At 62.9% G+C, this 23086-nt stretch carries 17 protein-coding genes and 2 pseudogenes; 7 read left to right on the top strand and 12 right to left on the bottom strand.

The window, feature by feature from the left end; translation table 11 throughout:
- Positions 1 to 251: 251 nt before the first annotated feature.
- The 3 genes and pseudogenes from ACO0LU_RS04365 to ACO0LU_RS04355 form a co-directional block, all read right to left on the bottom strand.
- A complete protein-coding gene (locus tag ACO0LU_RS04365; protein ID WP_424790742.1) occupies positions 252 to 1112 on the bottom strand; it encodes a sulfite exporter TauE/SafE family protein in 861 nt (286 codons plus the stop codon).
- A 36-nt stretch (positions 1113 to 1148) separates the two neighbouring features.
- Positions 1149 to 1421 (bottom strand): annotated as a pseudogene (locus tag ACO0LU_RS04360) (rhodanese-like domain-containing protein).
- 55 nt (positions 1422 to 1476) lie between these two features.
- Complete coding sequence (locus ACO0LU_RS04355; protein WP_424790206.1) at positions 1477 to 2064, bottom strand: rhodanese-like domain-containing protein; 588 nt, start codon at positions 2062 to 2064, stop codon at positions 1477 to 1479.
- Between the two features lie 127 nt (positions 2065 to 2191).
- Here ACO0LU_RS04355 and ACO0LU_RS04350 point away from each other — a divergent pair, with 127 nt between their 5' ends.
- On the top strand, positions 2192 to 2449 hold the full coding sequence (locus ACO0LU_RS04350) for a metal-sensitive transcriptional regulator (protein WP_424790205.1): 258 nt from the start codon (positions 2192 to 2194) through the stop codon (positions 2447 to 2449).
- 63 nt (positions 2450 to 2512) lie between these two features.
- Positions 2513 to 2937 (top strand): annotated as a pseudogene (locus ACO0LU_RS04345) (DUF302 domain-containing protein).
- A 9-nt stretch (positions 2938 to 2946) separates the two neighbouring features.
- Here ACO0LU_RS04345 and ACO0LU_RS04340 read toward each other — a convergent pair.
- A complete protein-coding gene (locus tag ACO0LU_RS04340; protein ID WP_424790204.1) occupies positions 2947 to 3396 on the bottom strand; it encodes a hypothetical protein in 450 nt (149 codons plus the stop codon).
- A 1905-nt stretch (positions 3397 to 5301) separates the two neighbouring features.
- Between ACO0LU_RS04340 and ACO0LU_RS04335 the strand changes: the two genes are divergently transcribed.
- Positions 5302 to 5904, top strand: coding sequence for a tyrosine-type recombinase/integrase (locus ACO0LU_RS04335; protein WP_424790203.1), 603 nt, complete (start codon positions 5302 to 5304; stop codon positions 5902 to 5904).
- A gap of 59 nt (positions 5905 to 5963) precedes the next feature.
- On the opposite strand, the gene ACO0LU_RS04330 is transcribed toward ACO0LU_RS04335, so the two are convergent.
- The 6 genes from ACO0LU_RS04330 to ACO0LU_RS04305 all read right to left on the bottom strand — a co-directional run bounded on the left by ACO0LU_RS04330 (position 5964) and on the right by ACO0LU_RS04305 (position 16310).
- The gene (locus tag ACO0LU_RS04330) at positions 5964 to 6686 is read right to left on the bottom strand and encodes a M48 family metallopeptidase (protein ID WP_424790202.1); all 723 of its coding nucleotides are present in this window, start codon (positions 6684 to 6686) and stop codon (positions 5964 to 5966) included.
- The gene (locus ACO0LU_RS04325; protein ID WP_424790201.1) at positions 6673 to 9759 is read right to left on the bottom strand and encodes a type I restriction endonuclease subunit R; all 3087 of its coding nucleotides are present in this window, start codon (positions 9757 to 9759) and stop codon (positions 6673 to 6675) included. The genes ACO0LU_RS04330 and ACO0LU_RS04325 overlap by 14 nt, the downstream gene beginning before the upstream one ends.
- Positions 9756 to 10481 carry a TIGR02391 family protein gene (locus ACO0LU_RS04320; protein WP_424790200.1) on the bottom strand — a complete coding sequence of 242 codons (726 nt, stop codon included), beginning with the start codon at positions 10479 to 10481 and terminating at the stop codon, positions 9756 to 9758. Before ACO0LU_RS04320 ends, ACO0LU_RS04325 begins: the two co-directional genes overlap by 4 nt.
- Positions 10478 to 11665, bottom strand: coding sequence for a restriction endonuclease subunit S (locus ACO0LU_RS04315; protein WP_424790199.1), 1188 nt, complete (start codon positions 11663 to 11665; stop codon positions 10478 to 10480). The genes ACO0LU_RS04320 and ACO0LU_RS04315 overlap by 4 nt, the downstream gene beginning before the upstream one ends.
- The gene (locus ACO0LU_RS04310) at positions 11662 to 14124 is read right to left on the bottom strand and encodes a type I restriction-modification system subunit M (RefSeq protein WP_424790198.1); all 2463 of its coding nucleotides are present in this window, start codon (positions 14122 to 14124) and stop codon (positions 11662 to 11664) included. Before ACO0LU_RS04310 ends, ACO0LU_RS04315 begins: the two co-directional genes overlap by 4 nt.
- Positions 14125 to 14375: 251 nt before the next feature.
- Positions 14376 to 16310 (bottom strand): AAA family ATPase, encoded by a 1935-nt coding sequence (locus ACO0LU_RS04305; protein ID WP_424790197.1) that lies wholly within the window; start codon positions 16308 to 16310, stop codon positions 14376 to 14378.
- 418 nt (positions 16311 to 16728) lie between these two features.
- Here ACO0LU_RS04305 and ACO0LU_RS04300 point away from each other — a divergent pair, with 418 nt between their 5' ends.
- The 3 genes from ACO0LU_RS04300 (at position 16729) to ACO0LU_RS04290 (ending at position 20693) form a co-directional block, all read left to right on the top strand.
- Entirely contained in the window at positions 16729 to 18018 is a 1290-nt protein-coding gene (locus ACO0LU_RS04300; RefSeq protein ID WP_424790196.1) for an ISL3 family transposase, read from the top strand.
- A 324-nt stretch (positions 18019 to 18342) separates the two neighbouring features.
- Entirely contained in the window at positions 18343 to 18918 is a 576-nt protein-coding gene (locus ACO0LU_RS04295) for a recombinase family protein (protein ID WP_424790195.1), read from the top strand.
- A gap of 248 nt (positions 18919 to 19166) precedes the next feature.
- On the top strand, positions 19167 to 20693 hold the full coding sequence (locus ACO0LU_RS04290; RefSeq protein WP_424790194.1) for a hypothetical protein: 1527 nt from the start codon (positions 19167 to 19169) through the stop codon (positions 20691 to 20693).
- A 108-nt stretch (positions 20694 to 20801) separates the two neighbouring features.
- Here ACO0LU_RS04290 and ACO0LU_RS04285 read toward each other — a convergent pair whose 3' ends face one another.
- A complete protein-coding gene (locus tag ACO0LU_RS04285; RefSeq protein WP_030153505.1) occupies positions 20802 to 21398 on the bottom strand; it encodes a cadmium resistance transporter in 597 nt (198 codons plus the stop codon).
- Positions 21395 to 21754, bottom strand: coding sequence for a Cd(II)/Pb(II)-sensing metalloregulatory transcriptional regulator CmtR (cmtR, locus tag ACO0LU_RS04280; RefSeq protein ID WP_028708027.1), 360 nt, complete (start codon positions 21752 to 21754; stop codon positions 21395 to 21397). The genes ACO0LU_RS04285 and cmtR overlap by 4 nt, the downstream gene beginning before the upstream one ends.
- Positions 21755 to 21968: 214 nt before the next feature.
- On the opposite strand from cmtR, the gene ACO0LU_RS04275 reads away from it, so the two are divergent.
- Positions 21969 to 22760 carry a DUF3626 domain-containing protein gene (locus ACO0LU_RS04275; protein ID WP_424788796.1) on the top strand — a complete coding sequence of 264 codons (792 nt, stop codon included), beginning with the start codon at positions 21969 to 21971 and terminating at the stop codon, positions 22758 to 22760.
- The last annotated feature ends 326 nt before the right edge of the window (positions 22761 to 23086 follow it).

Raw genomic sequence — 23086 nt, 5'->3', positions numbered from 1 at the left:
GGTGTCTGGTGCCGGTGGATGTGGGCCGCGGGTGCGGGCGGTCAGCGCGGCGCGGGGGCCTGCTGCGCAGCGAACTGGGCATGGACGGGGGCCATGTCTAGGTCCTTCACCGCGGTGAGGACCTGCTCCAGACCAGTGGCCGGCAGGGCACCGGGCTGTCAGCTTCGGTGAGGTCGGTGGTGGCCATGGGCATCTCCTTGTCGGTGATCGGGGACTCGATGGTGGTAGATGGTGCGGAAATCCGGTGACGGTCAGATCGTGGGTGTGCGCAGCGGGCACTTCGGCACGGCGAACCAACACACCGCAGCAGCCAAGGCCGCAGCAACGGCGGTGATCGCCACGGCGGTCCCGGCCGCGTCGGGCAGCTCCTGGATCAGGACGAACACGCCCATCGCCAGGACGAAGACTCCGAAGCCCTGACGCAGTGCGGCCTCGGGGAACCGCCCGGCCAGCCGCGCCCCGGCAACCGAACCCATCACCGCGGCTGTGGTGACGGCGGCGACCAGGGCCCAGTCCAGGGTCACGGTGGTGAGGTAGCCGGTCAGTCCGGCGAAGGACTTCATGGCGATGACCACCAAGGAGGTGCCAACGGCCACGGGCATCGACAGCCCGCCCAGCAGGGCCAGGGCCGGGACGACGAGGAATCCGCCACCGGCGCCGACCAGGCCTGTGACCAGCCCCACGACCAGGCCCTCGGCGATCACCTTGCCCACGGGCAGCTCGCCGTCGTGGGCTTTGGCGGAGTTGTTCTTGCGTCCGCGGATCATGGCCAGGGAGGTGGCCACCATCATCAGGGCGAAGGCGATCATCAGAACGGTGCCGGGGATGTGCCCGCCCAGGATCCCGCCCAGGAACGCCCCGGCCATGCCGGCCGCACCAAAGACCAGCCCGGTGCGCCACTTCACCCGCCGGTGGCGGGCGTGGGTGATGGCACTGAACGCGGAGGTTACCCCGACGACGAACAGGGAGGCGGCGATGGCCTCCTTAGGGTCCAGCCCGGCCACGTAGGTGAGGATCGGGACGGTAAGGATGGACCCGCCCCCGCCCAGCAGGCCGAGCGAAAGTCCGATCATCACCGACAGCAGCAGGGTCAGCGCGAGCGTGAGGGTTATGGGGGTGTCCTTGTCTTCCGGCTCAGCAGGCAGGTCTCAACGGGTGGTCAGGCCCCCGGCCATGGTGTCGGCGGTGCAGCCGGCGCCGTTGAGTGCATCAGCCACCCGGGCGCTGCGGTTGCCGCTGCGGCAGACCACGATGATCGGGCGGGCTTTCTCCACCTCAGGAGGCGGGTGTTCAGCTGGCCCATGGGGATGTGGAGGGCGCCGGGGCATCATGCCCTCGGCGACCTCGAAGTCCTACCGGACGTCGAGGACCTGGTCCTGGGTGCGGCGCTGATCGGCGTCGGCGATGGTGATCTCTGACATGACTGCTCCTTGGGCTGCTGAAGGTGCGGGGGTGCCAAACGGGCTGGCCCTGGGATCAGGCGGTGGGGATCTGGTTGATGGTCGTGGCGGCGGTGGGCTCCTCCGCCGTCTTGTTCCAGGGCATGGCCGCCAGGGCCCTGCCCATCGCGCAGGTGTTAGAGGCGGCAGAGAAGGTCAGCCCGATGCCGATGATCCCGGCCACGGTGCGCAGCTTCGGGGAGAGGAACCGGCCCCCCGCCAGCCCGGTGAGGACCAGGGAGCCGGCGACCATGCGCACCTGACGCTCCAAGTCCCAGCGCTGCGCCCCGCGCACGACGTCACCGCCGGCGTCGGCGAAACCTGGGGCTCCACCGGTGAGCACGTAGGCGGTGTCGATCCCGGCGCCGGACAGTTTCTGGCGGGCCTGCTCGGCCCTCACCCCGGACTGGCAGACCAGCACGACACGCTGACCCAGCCGGGCTGCCAGATCGGAGGTGTGCTCGGACAGCAGGGGCAGGGGCACGTTGTAGGACCCACGGATGTGCAGGGACTTGAACTCGGCCGCGGAGCGCACGTCGATGATCACCAGGTCCTGGTGCTCGGTCATCCACTGGCGCAGGGTCGTCGGCTCAAGGGTGGAGATGGTGGTGGAAGCGGTGGTCATGAATCTCTCTCCGAAGTGTTCTGAGAATCAGGGCGTCGCCAAGTCTTACAGATACCTCGGGGGGTATGCAAGGCACCCCCGCAGGTATAAGCTGGGGTCACGCCCCGCACCACCTCGGGAGACCCCCGTGCAACTGGACATCACCGAACTGACCCCCGTGATCAATCGACTCAAGCGCGCCCAGGGACAGTTCGGTGCAGTGGTGCGCATAATCGAGGAGGGCCGCGACTGCAAGGACGTCGTCACCCAACTCTCGGCGGTATCCAAGGCCCTGGATAGGGCCGGTTTCGCGATCATCGCCAGCGGCCTCGAACAGTGCCTGGCCAATCCGGACGAGACCATGGACAAGAAGGATCTGGAGAAGCTGTTCCTCTCCCTGACCTAAACCCACGGGGAGCCTGAAACCCTGAAGCCGCACGCCGTCGACGATCTGTCGAAGGAGTTGACCATGGCCTACACCCACACCGTCACCGTCCCCTGTCCTACGAGCAGGCCGTGGAACGCACCCGCACCGCTCTAGCAGACCAGGGTTTCGGCATCCTCACCGAGGTCGACGTCAAGGCGACCTTCACCACCAAGCTGGGTGAAGAGGCCGGCCAGGCCGTCGGGGACTACGTGATCTTGGGCGCCTGCAACCCCGGTCTGGCCAGCAAGGCCCTGGCAGCCGAACCGGAGCTCGGTGTCCTACTGCCCTGCAATGTCGTGGTCCGCCGCGGCAACGACGACGAGCAGACCACCGTGGAGGCGATCGACCCGCAGACCATGGTCCAGCTCAGCGACAGTCCCCAGGTGCGCGAAGTCGCTGACGACGCCGACGCGCGACTGCGCGCGGCGCTGTCCACGCTCAGGGACACCGGCCCCGCAACCCGCTGAGTTCCTCCGTCACGGCCAGTCACCAGCACCGTCATTCACAGGGGCAGTGAACGCCAGCATCGCCTCCAACCACTCCACCTGCGCCAACGCAGGGCGCGCGAAGGACTCCATCGCTTCGCGGCCGCGCTGCAAAGCACTGTCCCGATCGGCCGCTTCCCACGTTGGGTGCTCACCTACGCCCGGGTTCTGCCTGCCCATGTCTTGCATCGGCCCCCCGGGCCCCCGGTGATGGTGCCCCTGCCCGCCACCCTTGGCATCCTGGTGCTGCTTTCCCTCGCGGGGGCCCTCAGCGACCGCCGCGGACTGCTGGGCCAGCGACTCGGCGTGCTGCGAAGGCCCGTGATCGTCGCCGCTGCAACCGATCAGGATGGCTGCACCGACGAGCACCGCAACCGCGCCCCACCCCACACGTCCCTTCGGACCAGGCTTGGAGAGCCTCGATTCCCGCTGTGATCTCATCGTTCACCCCTTTCACCCTTCGGTTGACCCACCGCAGGACCCGATGACATGCGACCAGCAGCCCGGTGGCGCCCTGGTCGTTGCAGCCACGGGCCCGGTCCTTCGCCCGCCAGTAGCACTTCCAACGGGTCACTTACTGTGACACGGTCCTCGGCGACACCGGTAAACGCCCCCGGATCATCACGGTCTTGATTGGCGCCTCCGGTCGCGCCGACGGGCCGCGAACTGAGCCGCCGCCGTTGCTCAGCACCCCGGGCAGCCAGCCGTGCCCGGTGCCAACCGGTCACCTTCGCGGCGATATCGAACACGAACCCCCCAGGGCTGCCCAGGTCGCAGTCATAGCGGTACGCCGAGCGCCATCGGGATCCACCACTCGGCGGCGGACATACCCCGCCAGGTCATCAACCTCGCCCAGCAGCACGTCCACTACCGGGCTGGGGCTCTGGAGCATCCTCACCGCTGCTTCTCCTGCCGCCATCAGGCGACCTTGTCCGGCGGGCGGACCTCGGTCGGATCAGGTGGAGCGGACACATCCTCGGTCCGTTCACATTCCGGGCATTCCTCCACCCCGGTCTGCGGCTTCCCACCACAGCCACCCGTGGCCACACCCCGGCACGCCGATGCCACTCGTTTGCGAACCGCCGGACCCCGGCGCTCCGAGGCGCGTTCTGGTACGCCGGGTATGGGCGCACCACCGGCCGGAAGCGGCCAGCGCCAGGGCTCTCGGATGATTGCGCCGGCCAGATACGCCGTGCGGTTCCCAATCCGGTGACCCATCCGGACCCCGAGAAGCTCAGCCTTCGCTGCCTCAAGGTCGACCAGGCCAGCATCGATCCCAGCAGCGCGCACCCGGGCCTGCAAGTCGCTCGCAACCACTGCGCCCTGCACTGACTGCCCGCTCGCGGTGCCAGGCGAGTTGCCCGCTGAGTTCGGCAAGTCGCCTAGCGGGTGAACTCGCGCGTATGCTCGGCGACTCCCAACCCTATTGGGCGCGACGACTCTCCGGTCGAGTGGCCATGGACATCGATGACCTGGGCGCTCTTGCCGAGGTGCTCGGTGTGCCGATGACTCAGTTCGTGGCCACGGCGGGCACACAGAACCCCCGCCAGAGAATGTCTGACGGGGGTTCTGGTTCGCTGTCTCAAACGAAGCGCGCCCGGAGGGACTCGAACCCCCAACCTTCTGATCCGGAGTCTGAGGTCCACCTCGCACCCGTCATCGGCCTCGCCGACTACCGCGAACTTCGACAAGCGGCAGGAGCATGAGTCCCCCAACACGGCGCGAGGATGAAATCCGGGGCCGACAAGGTAGTCGGCCACCACATCTGGCCGCAGGCGTTCGTGCGGCTACTCCGCTGCACCCGCTTCTCGGAGGGCATCATGGGTCCGCAGCGCTACCGGATGTGGGCGTCGCGCCGGTGCGGAACGGAAACCACTAGCGAGGCCTATCCACAGATTTTGCCGAGGTGCATCCTTATCCACAGGTGCCCGTCCTGATGGATCTCTATCCACATTCCACCACCAGAAGACGCCGTGCATGCGCCCACCCAGCGATAGTGCGACGTGGCCCCCATTCCCAACCGGCCACACCAGACGCATGCATTCACTTCCACCAGTTTGGACAGACGCCCTCGCACAGTGGGTCACCGCTCTGCGAGCGGCAGGTCGTGCTGAAACTACGATCGGCTCCTACCTCGAGCGAGTAGCACTACTGGCCAAATGGGCCGCGCGATCGGGCCAGGGCCCCTGGTCCCTGAGTGCCGACGACCTGATCGGGTTCAGCGGATCACAGCGCTGGGCCACCGAGACCCGCCGCGGTAGTCGGAACGCCATCACCGGCTTCTACGCGTGGGGGCACGGCACGGGACGTATCGCGCACGACCCTTCCTCGGCACTACCGCGAGTGGTGGCAAGCCTGAACTCACGTCGACCTGCTCCAGACAGCGCAATCCTCAAGGCATGGGAGCACGCCAGCCTCCGGGAGCGGCTAATCTTACGGCTCGCCGGCGAACTCGGATTGCGACGTACCGAGATCGCGCTGGTGCACAGTCGTGACCTCGTCGAAGACCTCGACGGCTGGTCCCTTCTCGTACACGGCAAAGGGAACCGCAACCGCATACTCCCGCTCAGCGCGAGCCTGTCCGTTGCAATCCGCGAGGCCACCCTCAGCGGTGGCGGCTACGCCTTCCCCGGCAACGACAACGGCCACCTCAGTCCACGATGGGTCGGCACACTGATCTCCCGGATCCTGCCCCGCGACGTGACCTTGCACCAACTCCGCCACCGGTTCGCCACCCTCACCCACCAAGAAACCGGTGATGTGCGTCTTGTCCAAGCACTCTTGGGTCATTCATCGCTCGCGACCACACAGCGCTATATCGATATGCACTCTGACCAACTTCGTGCCGGTCTCGAGCGCGCTACCTCACGACTGACAATCAGTCCAGCGCTCAAACATCGGCATCACCACGCTGCCTGGAGATCTCATGCAACTCCCCAGCAGCGCTGAACCCTTCGCTCGATGCCCCAGTCCACGGGTCCACCAAGCCAACATCTCTTCCAATGCGGCTACTTCCACTCCTCCTCGGCCAGTGGGGACCCATTCAACTCGTCGCGCCGACCGCGCCAGTCGGGGAGGTGGGTGTCCATGAGTTTGATGAACTTCTCGGTGTGGTTGCGTTCGAAGTAGTGCGTCATCTCGTGTACGGCGATGTACTCCAGACAGTCAGGGTGCTTCTTGGCCAGTTCGACGTTGAACCAGATGTGTCTGGTTTCGCGGTTGCAGGATCCCCACTTGGTCTTCATCCGCCTGATTGTCCACCGTGGCACTGACACGGCGAGTTTGGCCTCCCACTTTGCGATGAGGTCGGGCAGGGTGGCTCGTAGTTGTTGCCGGTACCATTGGTCCAGGTGCTTGCGGCGCGTCTCGGGTGAGGCGTCGGGCGATACGTAAAGCACCAGGCGTTCGCCGTCGATCTCCAGGTGGGCGCGGCCTGGTCGTTCGACCACTTTCAGGCGTCGGCGAAGTCCCCAGACGTAGTGGGATTCACCGGTGACCATCTCACGCTCAGATTGGCGCGGAGCGTCCTGGAGTTCCTGGCGCTGACGCTTGATCCACGGTAGGCGCTGGATGATGGCAAGGCGTACTTGGTCATCATCGAGCCGTGATGGGGCTGCCACGCGCACTCGGCCCATGGGTGGGTAGACCCCGATGTGCAGGTTCTTGACGTCCTTGTAGATGACATCAACGTCGATCCCGCGGACGGTCATGTAGGCGCTAGCGGTACTCATCGCGGGCCTTTACGAGTTCAAAGAGTTCATCGAAGTTGTCGTAATCGGCAGGCAGGGTCCTCTTGATCGCATTGCGTACCAAGCGCTCCTTCATCGGGTTCCCGACCCAGCCGTGCGGCTTGGTGTGCCGCACCACTTCATCGACCTCGACGGCAAGATCGCCTTGCGGATGGAAGAAGTCCACCAGCGCGCGCTTGGCGCCATTGTCGGCCCAACTTGGGTACTTGGCATCGGATTCTTTGGTGCCGAGTTGCTTCGCGGCGTCGAGCAGTTTCTCGAGGTACTTCTGGTACTCAAGGGCACCCTTACGGCGTTCTTCGATGATGGCGTCGAGCAGTTCGCTCATGCGGTCGTAGTACTTCGGGTTCATGGCGCGTTCGTCGATGATCACCTTGCGCATGTTGTTGGTGATCGTCTCGGCGACGGCCTCGGGATCCTTCTTGACGCCCTCGGGCAGTTTGTCGATGGCGCCAGAGCCGAGATTGACGATGAGGTCGATAAGTCCGGCATCTTCGAAGTTCGACACAGTCTGCGAAGCGCTGGCCTGGATGTAGGTATCGAGCAGAAACCGCATCCCGGCTTCGTACTGCTTGAAATCCACATCCTCGCCAGCGCCGAGTTTCACCTCAGCGCGCACATCGAGGTAATGGGCAATCTCAGACCTGATGGCTTCGGCCTCGGTCTCGGTGTATCCGGCGTCGGTCATCTCGTTGCCGAGGTTGGCGTAGGCGCGGGAAACGGCTGCCACGGCTTTATACAGTTCAACTCGCTTGGGTTCATTGGCCTTGAGTTGCTCGGCGTTACCTGACTCAGCGGCGCAGAAGTACTGCTGATACTGCAGCGTGCCTCGGGGTGGGGTGACGGGCTCGCAGAGGGCGCGGATGCGCTCCAGCGCGTCGTCCAGGTCCTCGCGGGCCTTGTCGATCCGGTCGGTCAAAAGGCCATCGATGTCACTCTTCTCATAGCCATCCAGGGCACCGGATGTGTAGTCGGTGATGGCATCTTCCAGGGAGTTGAACAGGTCCTGGTAGTCGATGATGTAGCCGTAGTCCTTGTCCTCACCATCAAGGCGGTTGACTCGGCAGATGGCCTGGAACAGGCCATGATCGCGCATCTTCTTATCGATATAGAGATAGGTCGCAGACGGAGCGTCAAAACCGGTCAGGAGTTTGTCGACCACAATCAGTAGCCGCATCTGGCCGGGGTTCTCGATGAACTGCTTCTTGACGGCCTGCTCGAACTCCTCGACCTTACCCACGGCGACATCCTCAGGCTCGTCGAAGTAGTCGGCCAGCATCTTGCGGTAGGTATCGTACTGACGGATCTTCTCAGTCTTGCCTTCGCCGGAGTCCTCTTTGGAAATATCGCCAGCGTGAGGCTGGTAACTGGTGACAATGGCGCACTTGCCCTTGAAGCCAGCCGCCACGAACAGGTCATAGAGTTTGCAGGCTTGGTAGATCGATGAGGCCACCAACATGGCGTTGCCGCGACCATTCATCAGGCGCGGCTTGGTCTCCATGTCGATCAGGATGTCGTTGACGATCTGCTTGGAACGCGGCTCGCTGGAAACGACCTTCTGCATCGTGCCCCAGCGCTTCTTCAACTCCGCCTTGGACAGATCGGTCATTCCCTGGGTCTTGACCTCAAACCACTTGTCCACGTTGGCCGGAGACGTCAGGTGCTGATCGATATTGCGGGCCTCGTAGCGCAGGTCCAGCACCACGCCATCAGAGACGGCCTCATCAAACTTGTAGGTATGAATGAAAGAGCCGAAGGTCTCGATACTGGTGGCTTTGTCGGCCTCCAGCAGGGGAGTGCCAGTGAAGCCGATGAACATCGCTTCGGGCAGGAGTTGCTTCATCGCCCGATGCATTTTGCCCGATTGAGTGCGATGGGCCTCATCGACGAACACGAAGATGTTGCCCTTAGCCTTGAAATCCTTAGGCATGGTCGTGTTGAGTTCGGCGATGAAGTCCTCGCTCGCGGCGTCAAGTTCCTGCTCGTCATCCGAGCCGCGGAACTTGTGCACCAACGAGCCGATCAGCCACTCCGACGACGTATTCAGCGTGCTGAGCAGGTCGGCGCCGCTCTTGGTGCGGTAGATCTGCTCATTGACGCCCTTGAAGACGCTCTCGATCTGCTCATCGAGTTCCGTGCGATCAGTGATGAGCAACACCCGCGCGTCCGGCTGATGCTCTCGAATCCACTTGGCTAGCCAGACCATCGTCAGGCTTTTGCCTGATCCTTGGGTGTGCCAGATGATGCCGCCCTCTCGCTTGGCGATGCGTTCCTGGGCGGCCTTCACGCCGAAGTACTGGTTGTGACGCGGTCCCTTCTTCGTACCGGCGTCAAAGACGATGAAGTCATGGATCAGTTCAAGGAAGCGCGACTTGTTGCACATCTGCTGCAACGAGCGCTCCAGTGGGGCCTCAACATCGGAGGGTTCTTTCCACTCCAGCCAGTACTTCTCTTTGGTGCCAGTAACGCCGTAGCGCAGACCTTCGACGTCATTACCCGCAAAGACGAACTGCACAGTAGAGAAGAAGGGGCGGATGAACTCCTGTCGCTGATTGCCGATCGTCTGCCGGATGCCTTCAGTGACGGACACCTTTGAACGCTTCAGTTCTAGCGTCGCCAGCGCCAGCCCGTTGACATAGAGCACGACATCCGGCCGCTTGTTGTGCTGCCCCAGGACAGTCACTTCCTCCGCAATAGCGAAGTGATTGGCCTCGGGCCTGCTCCAGTCGATCAGCCAGACCGTCTCGGTCTGCTCGCCGATGCCGGGCTTGACCTTCACGCCGTAACGCAGCAACTGGTAAACGTCGCGGTTTGCTTCATACAGATCGTGGCCAGCGCCGACCGCAACGGCTTTGGCGAGTTGATCGAGAGCACGAGTGATCAGGTTGTCGTCGTAGCCCCGAGCCCGCAGGTTCTGCTTCAGTAGATCTTCCTCCACGTTCGAGTTGCCCTCGCGGTATCCCCAGTCGCCCAGGTAGTCGTAGCCGAGTTGCTCACGGAACAGGTCGACTACTCGTTGCTGCGTCATGCGTTCAATCTGACCGACGTCGCTCATGAGGCGGTCTCCACTGTCGCAAGATCGACCCATCGGGCCAGCACGCTGAGCGCTGCCAGATACTCCAGTGCCTCCTGCTCGGAAAGTTCCTGGTCAGCCTCATGACTCAGCGGGTTGCGGATCCCCGCGAAGACCCCTTCGGCTAGCGTCATCGCGCCGCGCTGCACTGACTTGTAGGTGTCACTGCCGTCGTCCTCCATGCGGCGGAGGCGCGACTTATCAACCCTCGGCGCGTCCATCGAAAAGGCTTGTTTAAACAGATTTGCCTCGCTTGCGTCGCGACGTCCAACCTTGTTCTGCGTCTCCGCGTTGAGTTTCTTAATCGCACCCTCGACGGCCTCACGATAGTGGCCCGACTTCCATAACGACCGCGCACCGCTCCAGATCCACGCGTGCAACTCCGCTGCCGACAACTCTGGCGCGTCTTCACCGAGGTTCTGACGCACTTCATCTGCGCGAAGAAGCGCCTCCCGCGCCCTGACCGATGCCTCGTAATGCACTGACCACTTCTGTCGATCCTTCTTCTTAATCTCACTTCGCCAACTCGGAACTACTCGGTCGAGAATCTGCTCAACAATCTGTGCACGTTTGACAACCTCATCTTCGGCTGCCTCCGTCCTATAACTGTGAAAGCCGATCGTGTTGGGCGGCGAGGCCACATAGGTCACCGTCGTAGCCTTAATGAAGTCGTCGAGTTTCTCAATTGCCCACTCGGTGTTCATGCCGCGCCCTCCTCGACTGGCAGGCGAGTGCGGCCAGTGAGCAATTCTTGCATCATGCCGGTCTTGATGGCGCGGGCCTTGGTGAGTCGAGCGTTCAGCCCTTCGATCTCGGCCTCAACGTCGGACAGAACAGTGACGATCGCCCGCTGCTCATCGATGGACGGCAACAACGGAGCCACGTCCAACAGTTTGGTCTTCGCGATGTTGTACCTGGTCGCGCCCTGGGCGAGTACGGACACAGCCTCGCGACCCTGATGAGATCTGAAGAAGTGAGCCAAGTAGGTCGGATCGATCTGATCATGGGTCTTCAGACGGTAACCAAAGCAGAAACTGTTGAGGTAGGTCGCCGGGTTCGGGTCGTAGTCCACGACGGCCGCGAGTGCCACCTCCTCGGGAGTCTCAGACGAGCCGTTGAATAGAACGTCCCCACGCAGCACGCGGTTCTGACGCTCAGTTGGGCGCACCCTTACCGGTGCGAGACGACGTCCGCGTAGCCGTACGCCTTGCATGACCTCCATAAACGTCACGAACGTCGCTGAACCGGTTCCGAAGTCCTCCTTGGTCTTGCCGACAAGCCCACCGTATGTGCCACCCGCGTCTCGCAGCCTCACTGGTGACCACCTATCCATAAACCCAGGCAGGCGGGTGCGGCCGGTCAGGAGTTGCTGCATCATGCCCTGCTTTATCGCCTGCTTCTTGGCGATCACGAGTTCAAGCGTGGCGATCAGATCATCGGCCTCGTCCGCTACTGCAGCGATCCGTTGCTGCTCGGACAACGCAGGCAAGAGGATCTCTAGACGTGCCAGAGGTCCGCGCACAATCTGCGGTTGCCCTGATCCAGTTATTAGGCCCGTCAGATCCTGCCCGTTCAGGTAGTGGAACAGAAAACGCTTATCAACGTCGCTTCGGCCATCGACGTTGACGACCATCGCATTACCCGTAATCCAACTCCGCGGCGGCACAAAATTGACACGGCCGCAAGTGTTACCACGGCACGTCACGGCAATTTGTGACTGATAATGGTTGAAGTTTGAGTAGTAGCCGATGTGACCATTGGCGCCGTAGACGGGGTAACCATGAGGCGTCAACTCATGACCAGATATCGTCCTCGATTGGTACAGTTTCGCAATCTCACCCAAGGTGATTGCACGCTGGCCAGAAGCGGGGTGCGCGGAGTGTTTCATTCCTCAACTCCCATGACTGCGAGGTGGCGGAATACCCTGGCTTCCAGTTTCTTGAGTTCGTCATCAAGATCGTCCACAGTCTCGGCGTAGCGCTCACCGAGTACTTGGAGACGGTCGACGAGGTCAAGCGTCAGGGCGGTCACTTCGCCGTCGATCCGGTTGGCGATCGTGGTGTGCCACTTGTCCTCAAGCACGAGCGTCTGAGCGTCAGTCTCAGAAAGGTCGCCATACTTCTTCAGCGTTGCGAGGTCCAGTTCGGCCTGAGCGTCCTTGACGGACTTCTTGGCAGTGGCTTCGGCGTTGTACAGGCTGGTGGCGTGCCGGAGGGCTTTGACTTCCTCAGGGTCGCCGTCGGTCTTGATCGCCTTGAGTCGTGCTGCGACGAGCGCCTTGGTGATCTTGTCGTCGTCCATTGCCTCGGCGAGCAGTCCGTCCTCGACGGTGTGCTCTTCGATGCACTCCTCGACGGCGCGCGTGGCGACTTCGGCTGTAGCAAGGCGGTCTTCGACCGTGCTCTGCGCTTTAGGGAAGTAGCGCGCCACGATGAGCGCCGGTGGGATGAGATCCATCTTGTACTTGGTCGCCTTGCGGCCAGTGCCGACCACCAGATCGGGCGTCTCGGAGAGTTTGCGCTCCTTGTCCTCGATGGTCTTGCGGGGCTTGCTGGCAGTGACCCATCCCTCGTTCATGAGCAGAAAAATGTCGTCGTGCATGACGTCGTGCCAGTAGGTCATGAGTTCCTGGTAGGCGTCGTACTCATCGAGCAGTGGCACCGATCGGAACCGTGCGAGGAAGTCATCGCTCATTTCGCCGATGAGGTCGACTGGCTTGGTGTCGGCGTCGATCGCTACCAGTCGCGGGCGCCAGTGGATGAACCAGTCCGCGACAATGCCGCTGACTTGGTCGCGGAGTTTGTGGAAGCCGGGTGCATCCAGGATGGTCTGCTGCACTTGGTCGACTTCGACGGCGAGGTCGCTGTAGCCGGGGCGATTCGGCGTGAACAGTTGATCACGCAACTGCGGGAAGGGCTCCCAGTACTCGGATAGCGCATCGAGGTCGCGGTCTGGGATGCCGCCGTGCAGATGAGCGGAGAGGTCCTGGATATCCTCCGGCTCGGAGGAGTCGATATAGCGGGGGATGTTGAGGTTGTAGTCGTTCTTGGGGTCGGCGATCTCGCTCATCGGGACCATGCGCGAGTAGCGGTCGATCTCGATCTGCTGGTTGAAGGTATCGACTACTCGATGGATGTCTTGGTCGCGTAGCCGGTTCTTGGCACCGTCCTTGGTGAAGCCCTTGGAGGCGTCGATCATGAAGACGCCCGTGCGGCCGACTGCATTCTCCTTGTCGAGGATGACGATGCAGGCGGGGATGCCGGTGCCATAAAACAGATTGGCGGGCAGTCCGATGATCCCCTTGATAAAGCCCTGCTTCAACAACCGGGTGCGGATGCTGGCTTCGGCGTTGCCGCGAAACAGCACGCCGTGCGGGAGGATGATGGCTGCCTTGCCGGTGCTCTTGAGGGACTTGAGGGCGTGCAGTAGAAAGGCGTAGTCGCCGTTCTTCTCCGGCGGGCGACCGTATTCGAAGCGGCCGAAGTCGTTCTCCAGACCGTTGTTCCATGACTTCACGGAGAACGGCGGGTTCATCACGACGTAGTCGAAGGTCTTGAGTTGGTTGCCGCTGACGAACTGCGGACTGGTGATGGTGTCGCCCTTGGCAATGTCGGCGATCTCGTTGCCGTGCAGGATCATGTTCATCCTGGCCAGCGCCCAGGTGGCGTTGTCCTTCTCCTGGCCGTAGATCGTCATACCTCGCGGTGCGTTGCTGGCTGCCTTGAGCAGGAGCGAGCCCGATCCGGCGGCGGGGTCGTAGACGGTCTGGTCCTGGCGAGTCTGGCGATTGATGCCGACGACATTGGCCAGGATGCGCGAGACCTCAGCAGGGGTGTAGAACTGCCCCTTGCTTTTACCCGACTCGGTAGCGAAGTGGCGCATTAGGTATTCGTAGGCGTCGCCCAGCAGGTCATCGCCTTCTGCGCGGGAGCCGCCGAAGTCGAGGTCGTTGAAGATCGTGACGAGTTTGGAGAGGCGGTCCTGCATCTCCTTACCTCGACCAAGTTTCTCTTCATCGTTGAAGTCAGCCAAGTCAATAACGTTGCGCAAGTCGTTGGCTTCAGCGAGTTTACCGATGATCTTGTTGAACCGGTCACCGATCTCCTTGTCGCCCTTAGCGGCGAGCATATCGTCGAACGATCCACCCTCGGGAATAACGATTAGACCGTTCGTGTCGGCTTTCGCTTTATCGGAGACGTATTTAACGAATAGTAGGGTAAGTATGTAATCTTTATACTGACTCGCATCCATGCCCCCTCGAAGTTGGTCACAACTCGCCCACAAAGACGCGTAAAGGTCTGACTTCTTAAGCGCCACGTTTCGTTTTCCTGTTCTGTCGCTAGGCATAATCTATATGCCATTTTAACATCGAGTAAATATGCGAAGATCGTTACTTAGGCCTGCTACCTACATACGCCCAGCATGCCAGGCTGGTCCGACCGTTGAGGCTGAAGCCGACCCTGAAAGCGGCCACGTCGCCCAAGAGACGATGGTTAGGTCACGGAAAACTCACCGCATGCCCCTGGCGTCGGAGGGACCCGGATACAGCGCAGTGGGCAAGGTTGGATAGGTCGCCGCCTCTCGATGGAGGCTCTGCCTCAGTTCACAGGGAGCAGAGAGTTGATTCTGCCAAAGAGATCAGCGGCTCGCTGGAGTGTTCCCGCATCGAGTTTCGGAAGTTTTACCTCGGCGCGAAGGAGCACCCCTGCAGGAGAGAAATGATTGAACTTTCCACCGTTGATTCCCTCGGCCTCGAAGTATGCGGCAACACGCTTCACCATCCGGACGCCCTTCGGCAGTTCCTTCACCGTGAGTTTCCGGCTTTGCAGCGCGCCCGCGTACGCAGGGTTCACCAGGGAAAGATAGAAGCTCGCGGAGAACAGATCCTCGATGTCTGCCTCGTCACTGTTCACCACATCACCCACTGCCACGAGGCCTCCCTCGAACACCTTGCCTGCGGTCCGCAACTTCGCCATCTCGGCACCGTTGCCCGCTGAGGAGTCGACTAGGACCGCAGTTGTGATGTCGTTGGCGCCGAACAGGTTCAGAAAGACAGGCAACTTTGACAGGCCTCCGCCAGGCACGACGGCCCACCGGGAATCGAGGCCAGTGCCACCGTCCGCTTTGACTGCCTCCGATAAGAAGTTGATGTACACAAGGTCAGACGGACCCTCGACGAACAGCACGTTCGGTCCGACGAAGAGGGTCTGCGTCAATTCGACACCCATCGCGGCGTGCAGCGGGAATGCCGACTCGGCATCCGCACGCAGCACATCGGCAGAGACCACAGTCCCCGTCTCCCTGGAGTCGATGACCGTGCGGACCTGGCCAAACTTCTGCGCGTCGACCATGAAGGGCGAATGCGTGGTGAACAACACCCGGTGCTCGGTAGCGAGACGTTCCTGGATGAATCGGAGGAGGTCATGCTGAGCCGTGGCATGCAAACTGAGGCCTGGCTCGTCGAGTAGCAAGATTAGCGGGTAGGAGGACTCGTCCTCGATCTGAGAGAAATAGGCTAGGAACGAGAAGAACCAGACGAAGCCGCGCGAGCGCTCATCAAAGGGGACAGTGACGCGGTGCCGGTCGTTCTGGACTCGGACCTGCAGGAATGGCCCCTGTTCCCTCGTCGCCCGAGACGCTGATGGCCCCGGCCCTGGGATGAGCGTGAGCCTAACGCTTAGATCGGCGTTCTGGCTCCAATAGTGGAAGACCTCGTCACTGATGGTGTTGGAGGCGTTCTCGAGTTTGCGGATCTGGTACTCAGCGTCCTCAGAGTCGGTCGCCGCAGAGAGATCTTCGGGCTTCACCCCGGCGATCGACAGGAGCGCCATCAGCGCTTTCTCGCCCCTGCTGAGGGAGCCATCCTCACGCCGTTCGATGAGGTCGGGGATCGACACTTTGCCGGGCATAACGTCGTAATCCCCGAAGTAGACGAAGCGAGGACGACGTCCATCCAGAATGTCGATCGCTTTGAGAGTGGCGCACGATTCCCGCCACTTGGCAACCTTCGCTATCACCGCGTCGGCAGCCGGGCTAGACCCATCCATCTCTTTGAGCACAGCGACCAAGTCCGCTGCAGTTTCCGCATCGCGCGCAGTCTCTGCCACGCTCGGAGGCAGTTCGACCCCGTCTAGGAGGTGCTGGACGACCACGGTCTCGTCGACCTTCACTACGACGGTCTTCTTTCCGTCGTAGCGTGTTGTGTACGTGACGGTTCGGCCTGTCAACGCTCCCTGACCAAGGACTTCTTCTACCGCCTGGACGTCGTCATCATCTAGTTCATAACTGAGGTAAGTCACCTCTGGCGGCACCTTGGCTGCGGTTGCCTCACGCGTGCGATGTGATGGATAGTCCATCGTCAGATCGAAGGCGGCGTCGTCGTCAACAGGCAGCGACTTATAGAGCGCCTGGAGGGTGGCTGTCTTACCAGATTCGTTCTTCCCCACTAAGCATGTGATGCCGCGCTCCACGTCGAAGGAGGTGCTGTCATCGATGCTGCGATACCGCCGTACGCGCGCTGTCACGAGATCCATAGTTGGAGGCTACCGGGGCGCACCGACACGGCGGGCGGGTTCGCAGCGCGGAGGCCTCGGTCCGATGCTGCATAGGCCGGGATGGCGCAGGGCCGAGCGATGCGGTGCAGCCTATCCAACAGATCTGTTCCGAAAGGCTCAGACCTTGCGCTGGGCCGTTTCATCAGGGCCATCCGCCCACGTCGGAGCGTCCCGTAAGCCGAGCCTTCACCGGGACGGAGTGCCGCGTCAGATCGGGCACGCTGCTGTCACAACTTGAGCGACGGGGCCCTTCGCAAGACATAGAATAGATGACGGGTTAAGTGGCTCTCCGTGGTTCGTAGTGAAGGTGTCCAGCGCGTCATAGACGTGTGAGGGCTCGTGGCCCTGCTGTGATGGGTGTTGTCGAGACATCCACGAGACAGAGGACCACGAGCCTGTGAACGAGCCTACGGGCTCGCAGCGTGATGCTGCGAGCACGATCTTCAACCTGCCCGACTACCGCGTCATCGAGGCCCTCGACGTGCCCGAGGGCGGGCGCCGGGTGGTGATCGAGTCAACCTACCCACCGGGCTGCCCGGACTGCGGGGTGGTGGCCCAGCGGGTCCACTCCCGCCAGTTGCAGCGTCTCCGGGACATCCCGGTGGCCGGGGCCGTGGAGGTGGTGTGGGCCAAGCGGCGCTGGTTCTGCGAGGAGGGCCTCTGCGCCCGAGGCACGTTCGCCGAGGCCACCGACCAGGTCCCCCGGTTCGCCCGCTCGACGGGGCGGCTGAAGGACCAGCTCGTGGCAGCGGTGATCGACTCGGGCCGGGCGGCGGCGGAGGTGGCCCGTGCTCACCGGGTCTCGTGGTGGCTGGTGCAGTCGGCACTGACAGCGGCCGCGGCGGTGTGGCTGCCCGACGTGGACCAGCTGGTGGTGCGCCGGCTGGGTATCGATGAGCACCGCTACCGCTCGGTGCGCTGGTTCCGCACCGAGACCGGTGCCTGGCGGCGGTTCGAGCCGTGGATGACCACGCTCGTCGACCTCGCCACTGGCCAGGTTCTGGGCATCGTGGACGGCCGCGACTCCGCGGCAGTTGGCCAGTGGCTGGCCGACCGCTCCCCGCAGTGGCGCGAGGGAGTGGAGGTGGTGGCGATCGACCCCTCGGCCGCGTTCCGCAAGGCGCTGCGCACCCACCTGCCGCGCGCGGCGGTGTCGGTGGACAAGTTCCACCTCGTGAAGCTCGCAAACGACATGGTGACCTCGGTTCGTCAGCGCCTGGCGCGTGAGCAGCACGGTCGCCGTGGCCGCAAGAGCGATGCGTCCTGGGCTCACCGCGCCCTGCTGCTGCGCGGGGCCGACTCGCTCTCCCCCCGGGCCTGGGCACGCCTGCAGCGGGTGTTCCGCGAGGACGACCCCACCGATGAGCTCGGCGCCGCCTGGGGCGTCAAGGAGCAGCTGCGCCGGCTGCTGGACGCCGAGACATTGGCTGAGGCCTGGGAGGAGCGGATGCGGCTGGGTCACTACGTCCAGGTCGCCCGTATGCCCGAGACCGACCGGCTCTACGACACCGTCGTGGCCTGGTGGGAGGCCATCGAGGTGCTCGTCGTCACTGGCGCCACGACCGCGAAGGTCGAGAGTGCGAACACCGGCATCAAGAACATCAAACGCACCGGCCGCGGGTTCACGAACTCCGCCAACTACAGGGTCCGTATACTCCTGGCCAGCGCCGCGCGAGCCGCAGCGTGAACGCCGATCACAACAGGCCGTTCACCACGAACCGCGAAGAGCCGGTTAAGTGACACGAGTTCCAGGGACTGCCTTTCCGCCTTTTGTCATTTTCAGAAGGCATCTGCACGAATGGCAGAAGTCGTTTGCATGGCACGGCATCCAGTTGCCTCATCAATCGTTCGTTTGACGAGACACTCCCATGCCGCCGAACAGGCGCCCCGACTCTGCTGCGGTTCCAACGATTTCCCGGACACGGCATTCGGCGAGCCGTCTCAATACACTGTCTCGTTCGCTAGAGTCTCAACTAGGCGGAATGGATCGGGTTTTTGAGAAGGAGTGCAGATGGCAGGCCTCGGGTACGCGCGAGTGAGCACGCTCGAGCAGCACCCGGAACCGCAGATCCGAGCCCTCGAAGGCGCGGGATGCCTGAGGGTATACACGGACCACGGCGTCAGCGGTATGCAGGCCAATCGCCCACAACTGGAGAAGTTGCTGGAGAACGCCCGGGCCGGGGACGAGTTGGTCGTGTGGAAACTCGATCGGCTAGGCCGGAGCACCCGCCAGTTGCTCGAACTCGTGGACTCTCTCGAGTCTCGGGGCATCCACTTCCGATCACTGACCGAAGGCGTGGCGACGACCGGCCCGATGGGCAAGGCCATGCTCACAGTCATGTCCGCCTTCGCCCAACTGGAGCGGGACCAACTGGCCGAACGCACTCGGGCTGGACTGGCGGCGGCCGCCGCCCGCGGCCGCAAGGGCGGTCGGCCGAGCGTTACCCCCGACAGCGACAAGGTCAGACAAGCCAGCCAGTACCGGCAAGCAGGACTTACCCCGCCGGAGATCGGCAAACTGCTGGGCGTCAGCCGGGCCACCGTGTACCGCTACCTGGCCCTCCTGGCGGACCAAGACACCGGATAGGCCCATCCTTCTGGGTCAGTAGGTCCTGCTGATCAGTCCAATACCTCCACGATCTCCACTTATGTGTCCACATGTGGCCCCGTCACCGGTCAGATCACCGGACCACCTCTACGGGACAGGGTCGGCCGCGCCACTTCAACAGTGCTGATCAGCGGTAAGAGTGACCGGAGGAGGTTCCTCGTACGGAACGTGCCCATCCGGACCATCGAAGAGCCGCTGCCTTCCGCCCAGGAGGACGTTCCAGACGAATGGTTGCAACGCTGTTCGCCTCGGTTGTCGGCGACACTGGCTCGTCAGCCAGATCGTCGTCCCTCCGCAGGACGGCGGCGAGTTGGTGCGATTCGCCCACCCGCCTGCCAGCGTCAAGTATGGTCGCGGCCAAGGCTCATGGATGGCCCTGCGGAGGAAAAGCGATGACCGACACGTTCGATCTGCGGGGAAAGTGGTGGCTCCCGGACAGTGAAGACCACCAAGTCTTCGGGACACTGACCTGGAGTGCCGATAGTGGAGGGGAACTCCATCTCCACGACGAACTGCGCCCCGTGGCCTGGCTCGACAAGGTGCTCGCCGACGGGTCGGTTCAGAAGTACCGGGTGCACCGAGGCGGGTTCCAGCAGACCTATCCGCTCATCTTCGGCAGGGTCGGTGACCGCGCCTACACCTTGCTCGACTCCTTCCGGCTCAGCGCGCGCGAGTACGGTAGCGACCTACGCGCCGAGAAGGTCCACGTCAACCGCTTCCTGGAAGGGGCTTGGTTCGAGGACCCCGATGAACTCAGCGTTGACCGAATTGTCATCGACATACGCCACCTCACCGGCTGGGTCGGCCACTCTGGCCTTGAAGTCGAGTATCCGCGCATCGAAGGAACGGACAAAGACCTGTTCGCCGTCATCACCGCGAAGACTCTCCCTGCGCTGTCCATTGAGGAGGAGGACCTCACCTTTCGACTGACGCAGGGACTCCGCGGCACGGGTGACTATGTGCACGATCTGGGGGTAGCCCAGGAGTGGTCACTGCAGATCCAAACGCCGGAGCCGCAGCCGCTCGCTACCTTTCTGGCTACGGCCAGTGACTTTCAAGACCTCGTGTCCATCGCGACCGGGAAGACTGCCCAGTTCGAGAAGGTGGTCCTCCATCATCCGGACATTCCGCTCCTATCCGTGGCGGGAACACCCATCGGGGATGCGCGAGACGACATCACCTACTACATCCGCTGGTCCAACCGGACTGCTCCGTGCGACCCGATCAAGCGCCACGAGATGTACTTCAGTTTCGCGGACCTCGGAGGAATCGAAGGTCTCGGACGGTGGCTCGCAGTCGCCGCCGATTACCGCACCGAACTCGGACGGGTGATGGCGACTCGCTACCGCGAAGCCATGGTCATCGAAGATCGCATCTTCAACGTCAGCGCCGCACTCGACTCCTTCGACAAACACCGTCGAACAACCGGCAAGCACGTAAAGTACGCCAAGCGCATCAAGCAATGCGTGGACCTCGCCGGTCAACCATTCCTCGACCTCATCGTCATCGACCCCCACCTCTGGGTGGAACGAGTCGTCACCACCCGCGACGACCTCGCACACCATCGCCAACAGATTAGAACCGACGGCACCGTCGGAGACCACCTCCTCGCCGAGCAACTCTTCTGGCTCTTCGCGCTCTGCATGCTCCGCCTATCGGACGCCCCCGATGTGGTCTACGACGGCATCAGCAAGCACCGAAAGGTCCGCTGGCTCACCGAACGAGCGAACGCATCCAGGACCGAACCGGCGTGAATAGGCCACCACGACAGCGAGTCGTCCGGAAGTGCCGAACAGACCCACTTAGGGATCCCTATACCGGAGCGTCGAGCCTGGCGACCTCTCTCGTTCGCTTTGGCTCCGTCAGAGACCGAACGCTCCTCCGCTGACGAGGATGACGATGCCGAGGCCGATCAGGACGATGGGGAACAGGATGTGTTCCCAGCGCTCGAGGACTTCAGCGATCGGCGGCCGGGTGGCAACGAACTTGGCGACTACGACCAGGACCGCGACGAGCGCGAGGAAGACGAGGCAGTAGGCGACCACTGCGATGGGTTCCACGCTGAGGAAGACGGGGACATAGACGCCGATGTTGTCTCCGCCGTTGGCGAAGGTGACTCCTGCGACGGTCCACGCGCTGACCTTCGTGCCCGTGACCTTGGCGTCATCGTCGTCATCGTCTCCGCGCCAGGCTTGCCATGCAGCCCAGAGACCGAGGGCCAGGGGGATGAGCCCGAAGTACGGGATAGCTGCTGAGGGCAGGAATGCTCCGGCTCCGATAGTCACCAGCACAGCGGCACCGAGGATGCAGGCGAACCCCACGTACTGGCCGACCAAGATGCGGGTGGTCGTCCCGCGTTGGCCCGCGCCGCGGGCGAAGAACAAGGAGAGCACGATGATGTCGTCGATGTTGGTCGCGATGAACAGGCCGATTGCCTGCAGGACCGCAGCCAGGATCACGCGCCCGCCTCTGCTGCGTCGCATCCGTGCACCGAGCAGGCAGGATCGATGCACGGGGCGTTCTCGTCAACCGCGAGGGTGACGTCAACCAGGGCGGTCAGCGCCTGCGTCAGGTGGGGATCGGCGATCTCGTAGCGCGTCTTGCGGCCCTCGGGTTCGGCAGCAACGATGCCGCAGTCGCGCAGGCACGCCAGATGATTGGACACGTTGGAGCGTGTGAGGTCCAGATCGCGGGCCAGCTCTGCCGGGTAGGCCGGCCGGTCGAGCAGCGTCAGGATGATCCGGGACCTGGTCGGGTCGGCCAGCGCGCGGCCCAACCGGTTCATCACGTCCAGGCGAGAAGCAATGGTCAGCATGCGCTGAACTATACAGCGAGGACTGAAGTGGTTTTACGCAGCCCGGAGTCGCTAAGCGTGCGAACGAGGCTGTGTCAGTTGGGGATCCCTCACCGGGACGGGATCCGCATGCGGGGACGAAGGTCTAGCGCGTCCTTCGGTGACTCGGTCATGCCCAGTAGCGGGTGTCGATTCCAGCCCCCGTGGCGAGAACATCGCTGACTACTCTCGTCACATGGCTTCGCGCATCGTCGTGCATTTCCAACCGGGATGGCGGTTCGGCGACGGCACGGTGCTCGATGCGATCGCGGCCAGCGGCGTGTATCGCAGCCAGTGGGAGACGGGCACCTCAAACGGTGGGTTGACAGCTCACGTGGGTGGAGACCGCTGGCGGTGGGAGAGCAGACTTTTCAAGGGTCGGTACGACGAGGCGCCGGCCAATGAGCGGCCCGTGTACGGGGCCTGGAATCGACGCGATGACAGCTACGGCGCGTCCCCGAGGTTCGGTTCGGCGTACTTGAGGCTTCGTCCTGAAGTGATCGACCGCGCCACCTTCTGTTGGCCTGACAGCGTCTACGAGCCGACGGCCGTCGGCGGACCTGAGCGGCTGGAGGAACTACTGCGTCTGGCCGACGCAGGGATCACTGATCCGAGCCTGCTGCCAGAGTCTGCTGCCGACCTGCCGCTGGATGATCCGCTCAACGATTACGTAGAAGCGCAGATCCATGGAGGTCTGACGCTTCAGAGGGACGTGGAGGCAATCGTTCTCGATCCGACTGACTACCAAGCACACGCCCAAGTGCTCGGTCGACTCTGCTTGCCCGTGGAGGTGCATCCCGGCTACCGGGTGGCTGTAGAGCAGATTGACCCGACCTACCGCAGCGACGTCCCGGTCATGTTGGCCCGCACGCTTGGTGGCGAGATCACACCGGCCAGTCTCGCTATCGCGTCACGGTCGGGAAACTACGACCCCCAAGCGGTCAAATGGCTGTGGCACTGCCTGGCCCGATTCGGTCGACAGCGTTGACACTCAATCAGGGTGCGGACTCCGCACCCGGCGACGCACATATACACGCACGGCGAGGTTCCGCCGACAACTGCCCGTGGCCTCGGTCGCTTCGAGTTGATGCTGACGGAGGCTGCTGTGCTGCGTGATGTTCCGTAAGCTGAACGTGCCGCGCCGCAGTGCTAGCAGATCGGCAAGGGCGATGGCGGCGTCCCGCTGGGGATCCTCATGCGGGTGCTCAACCGGGTCGATGGAGTGCTCATCGCGACTCGGGTTGTGATCCTTACACTCCTACTTATGGACCTTCTAGACCTGGGGCGGATCATTGTCGGGTTGGTGCTGCTGGT

The sequence above is a fragment of the Pseudactinotalea sp. Z1748 genome, assembly GCF_049725185.1.
GTDB lineage: Bacteria > Actinomycetota > Actinomycetes > Actinomycetales > Beutenbergiaceae > CALKWS01.
The sequence above is the reverse complement of the archived record's forward strand: the minus strand, read 5'-3'. Positions and strand labels throughout refer to the sequence as shown.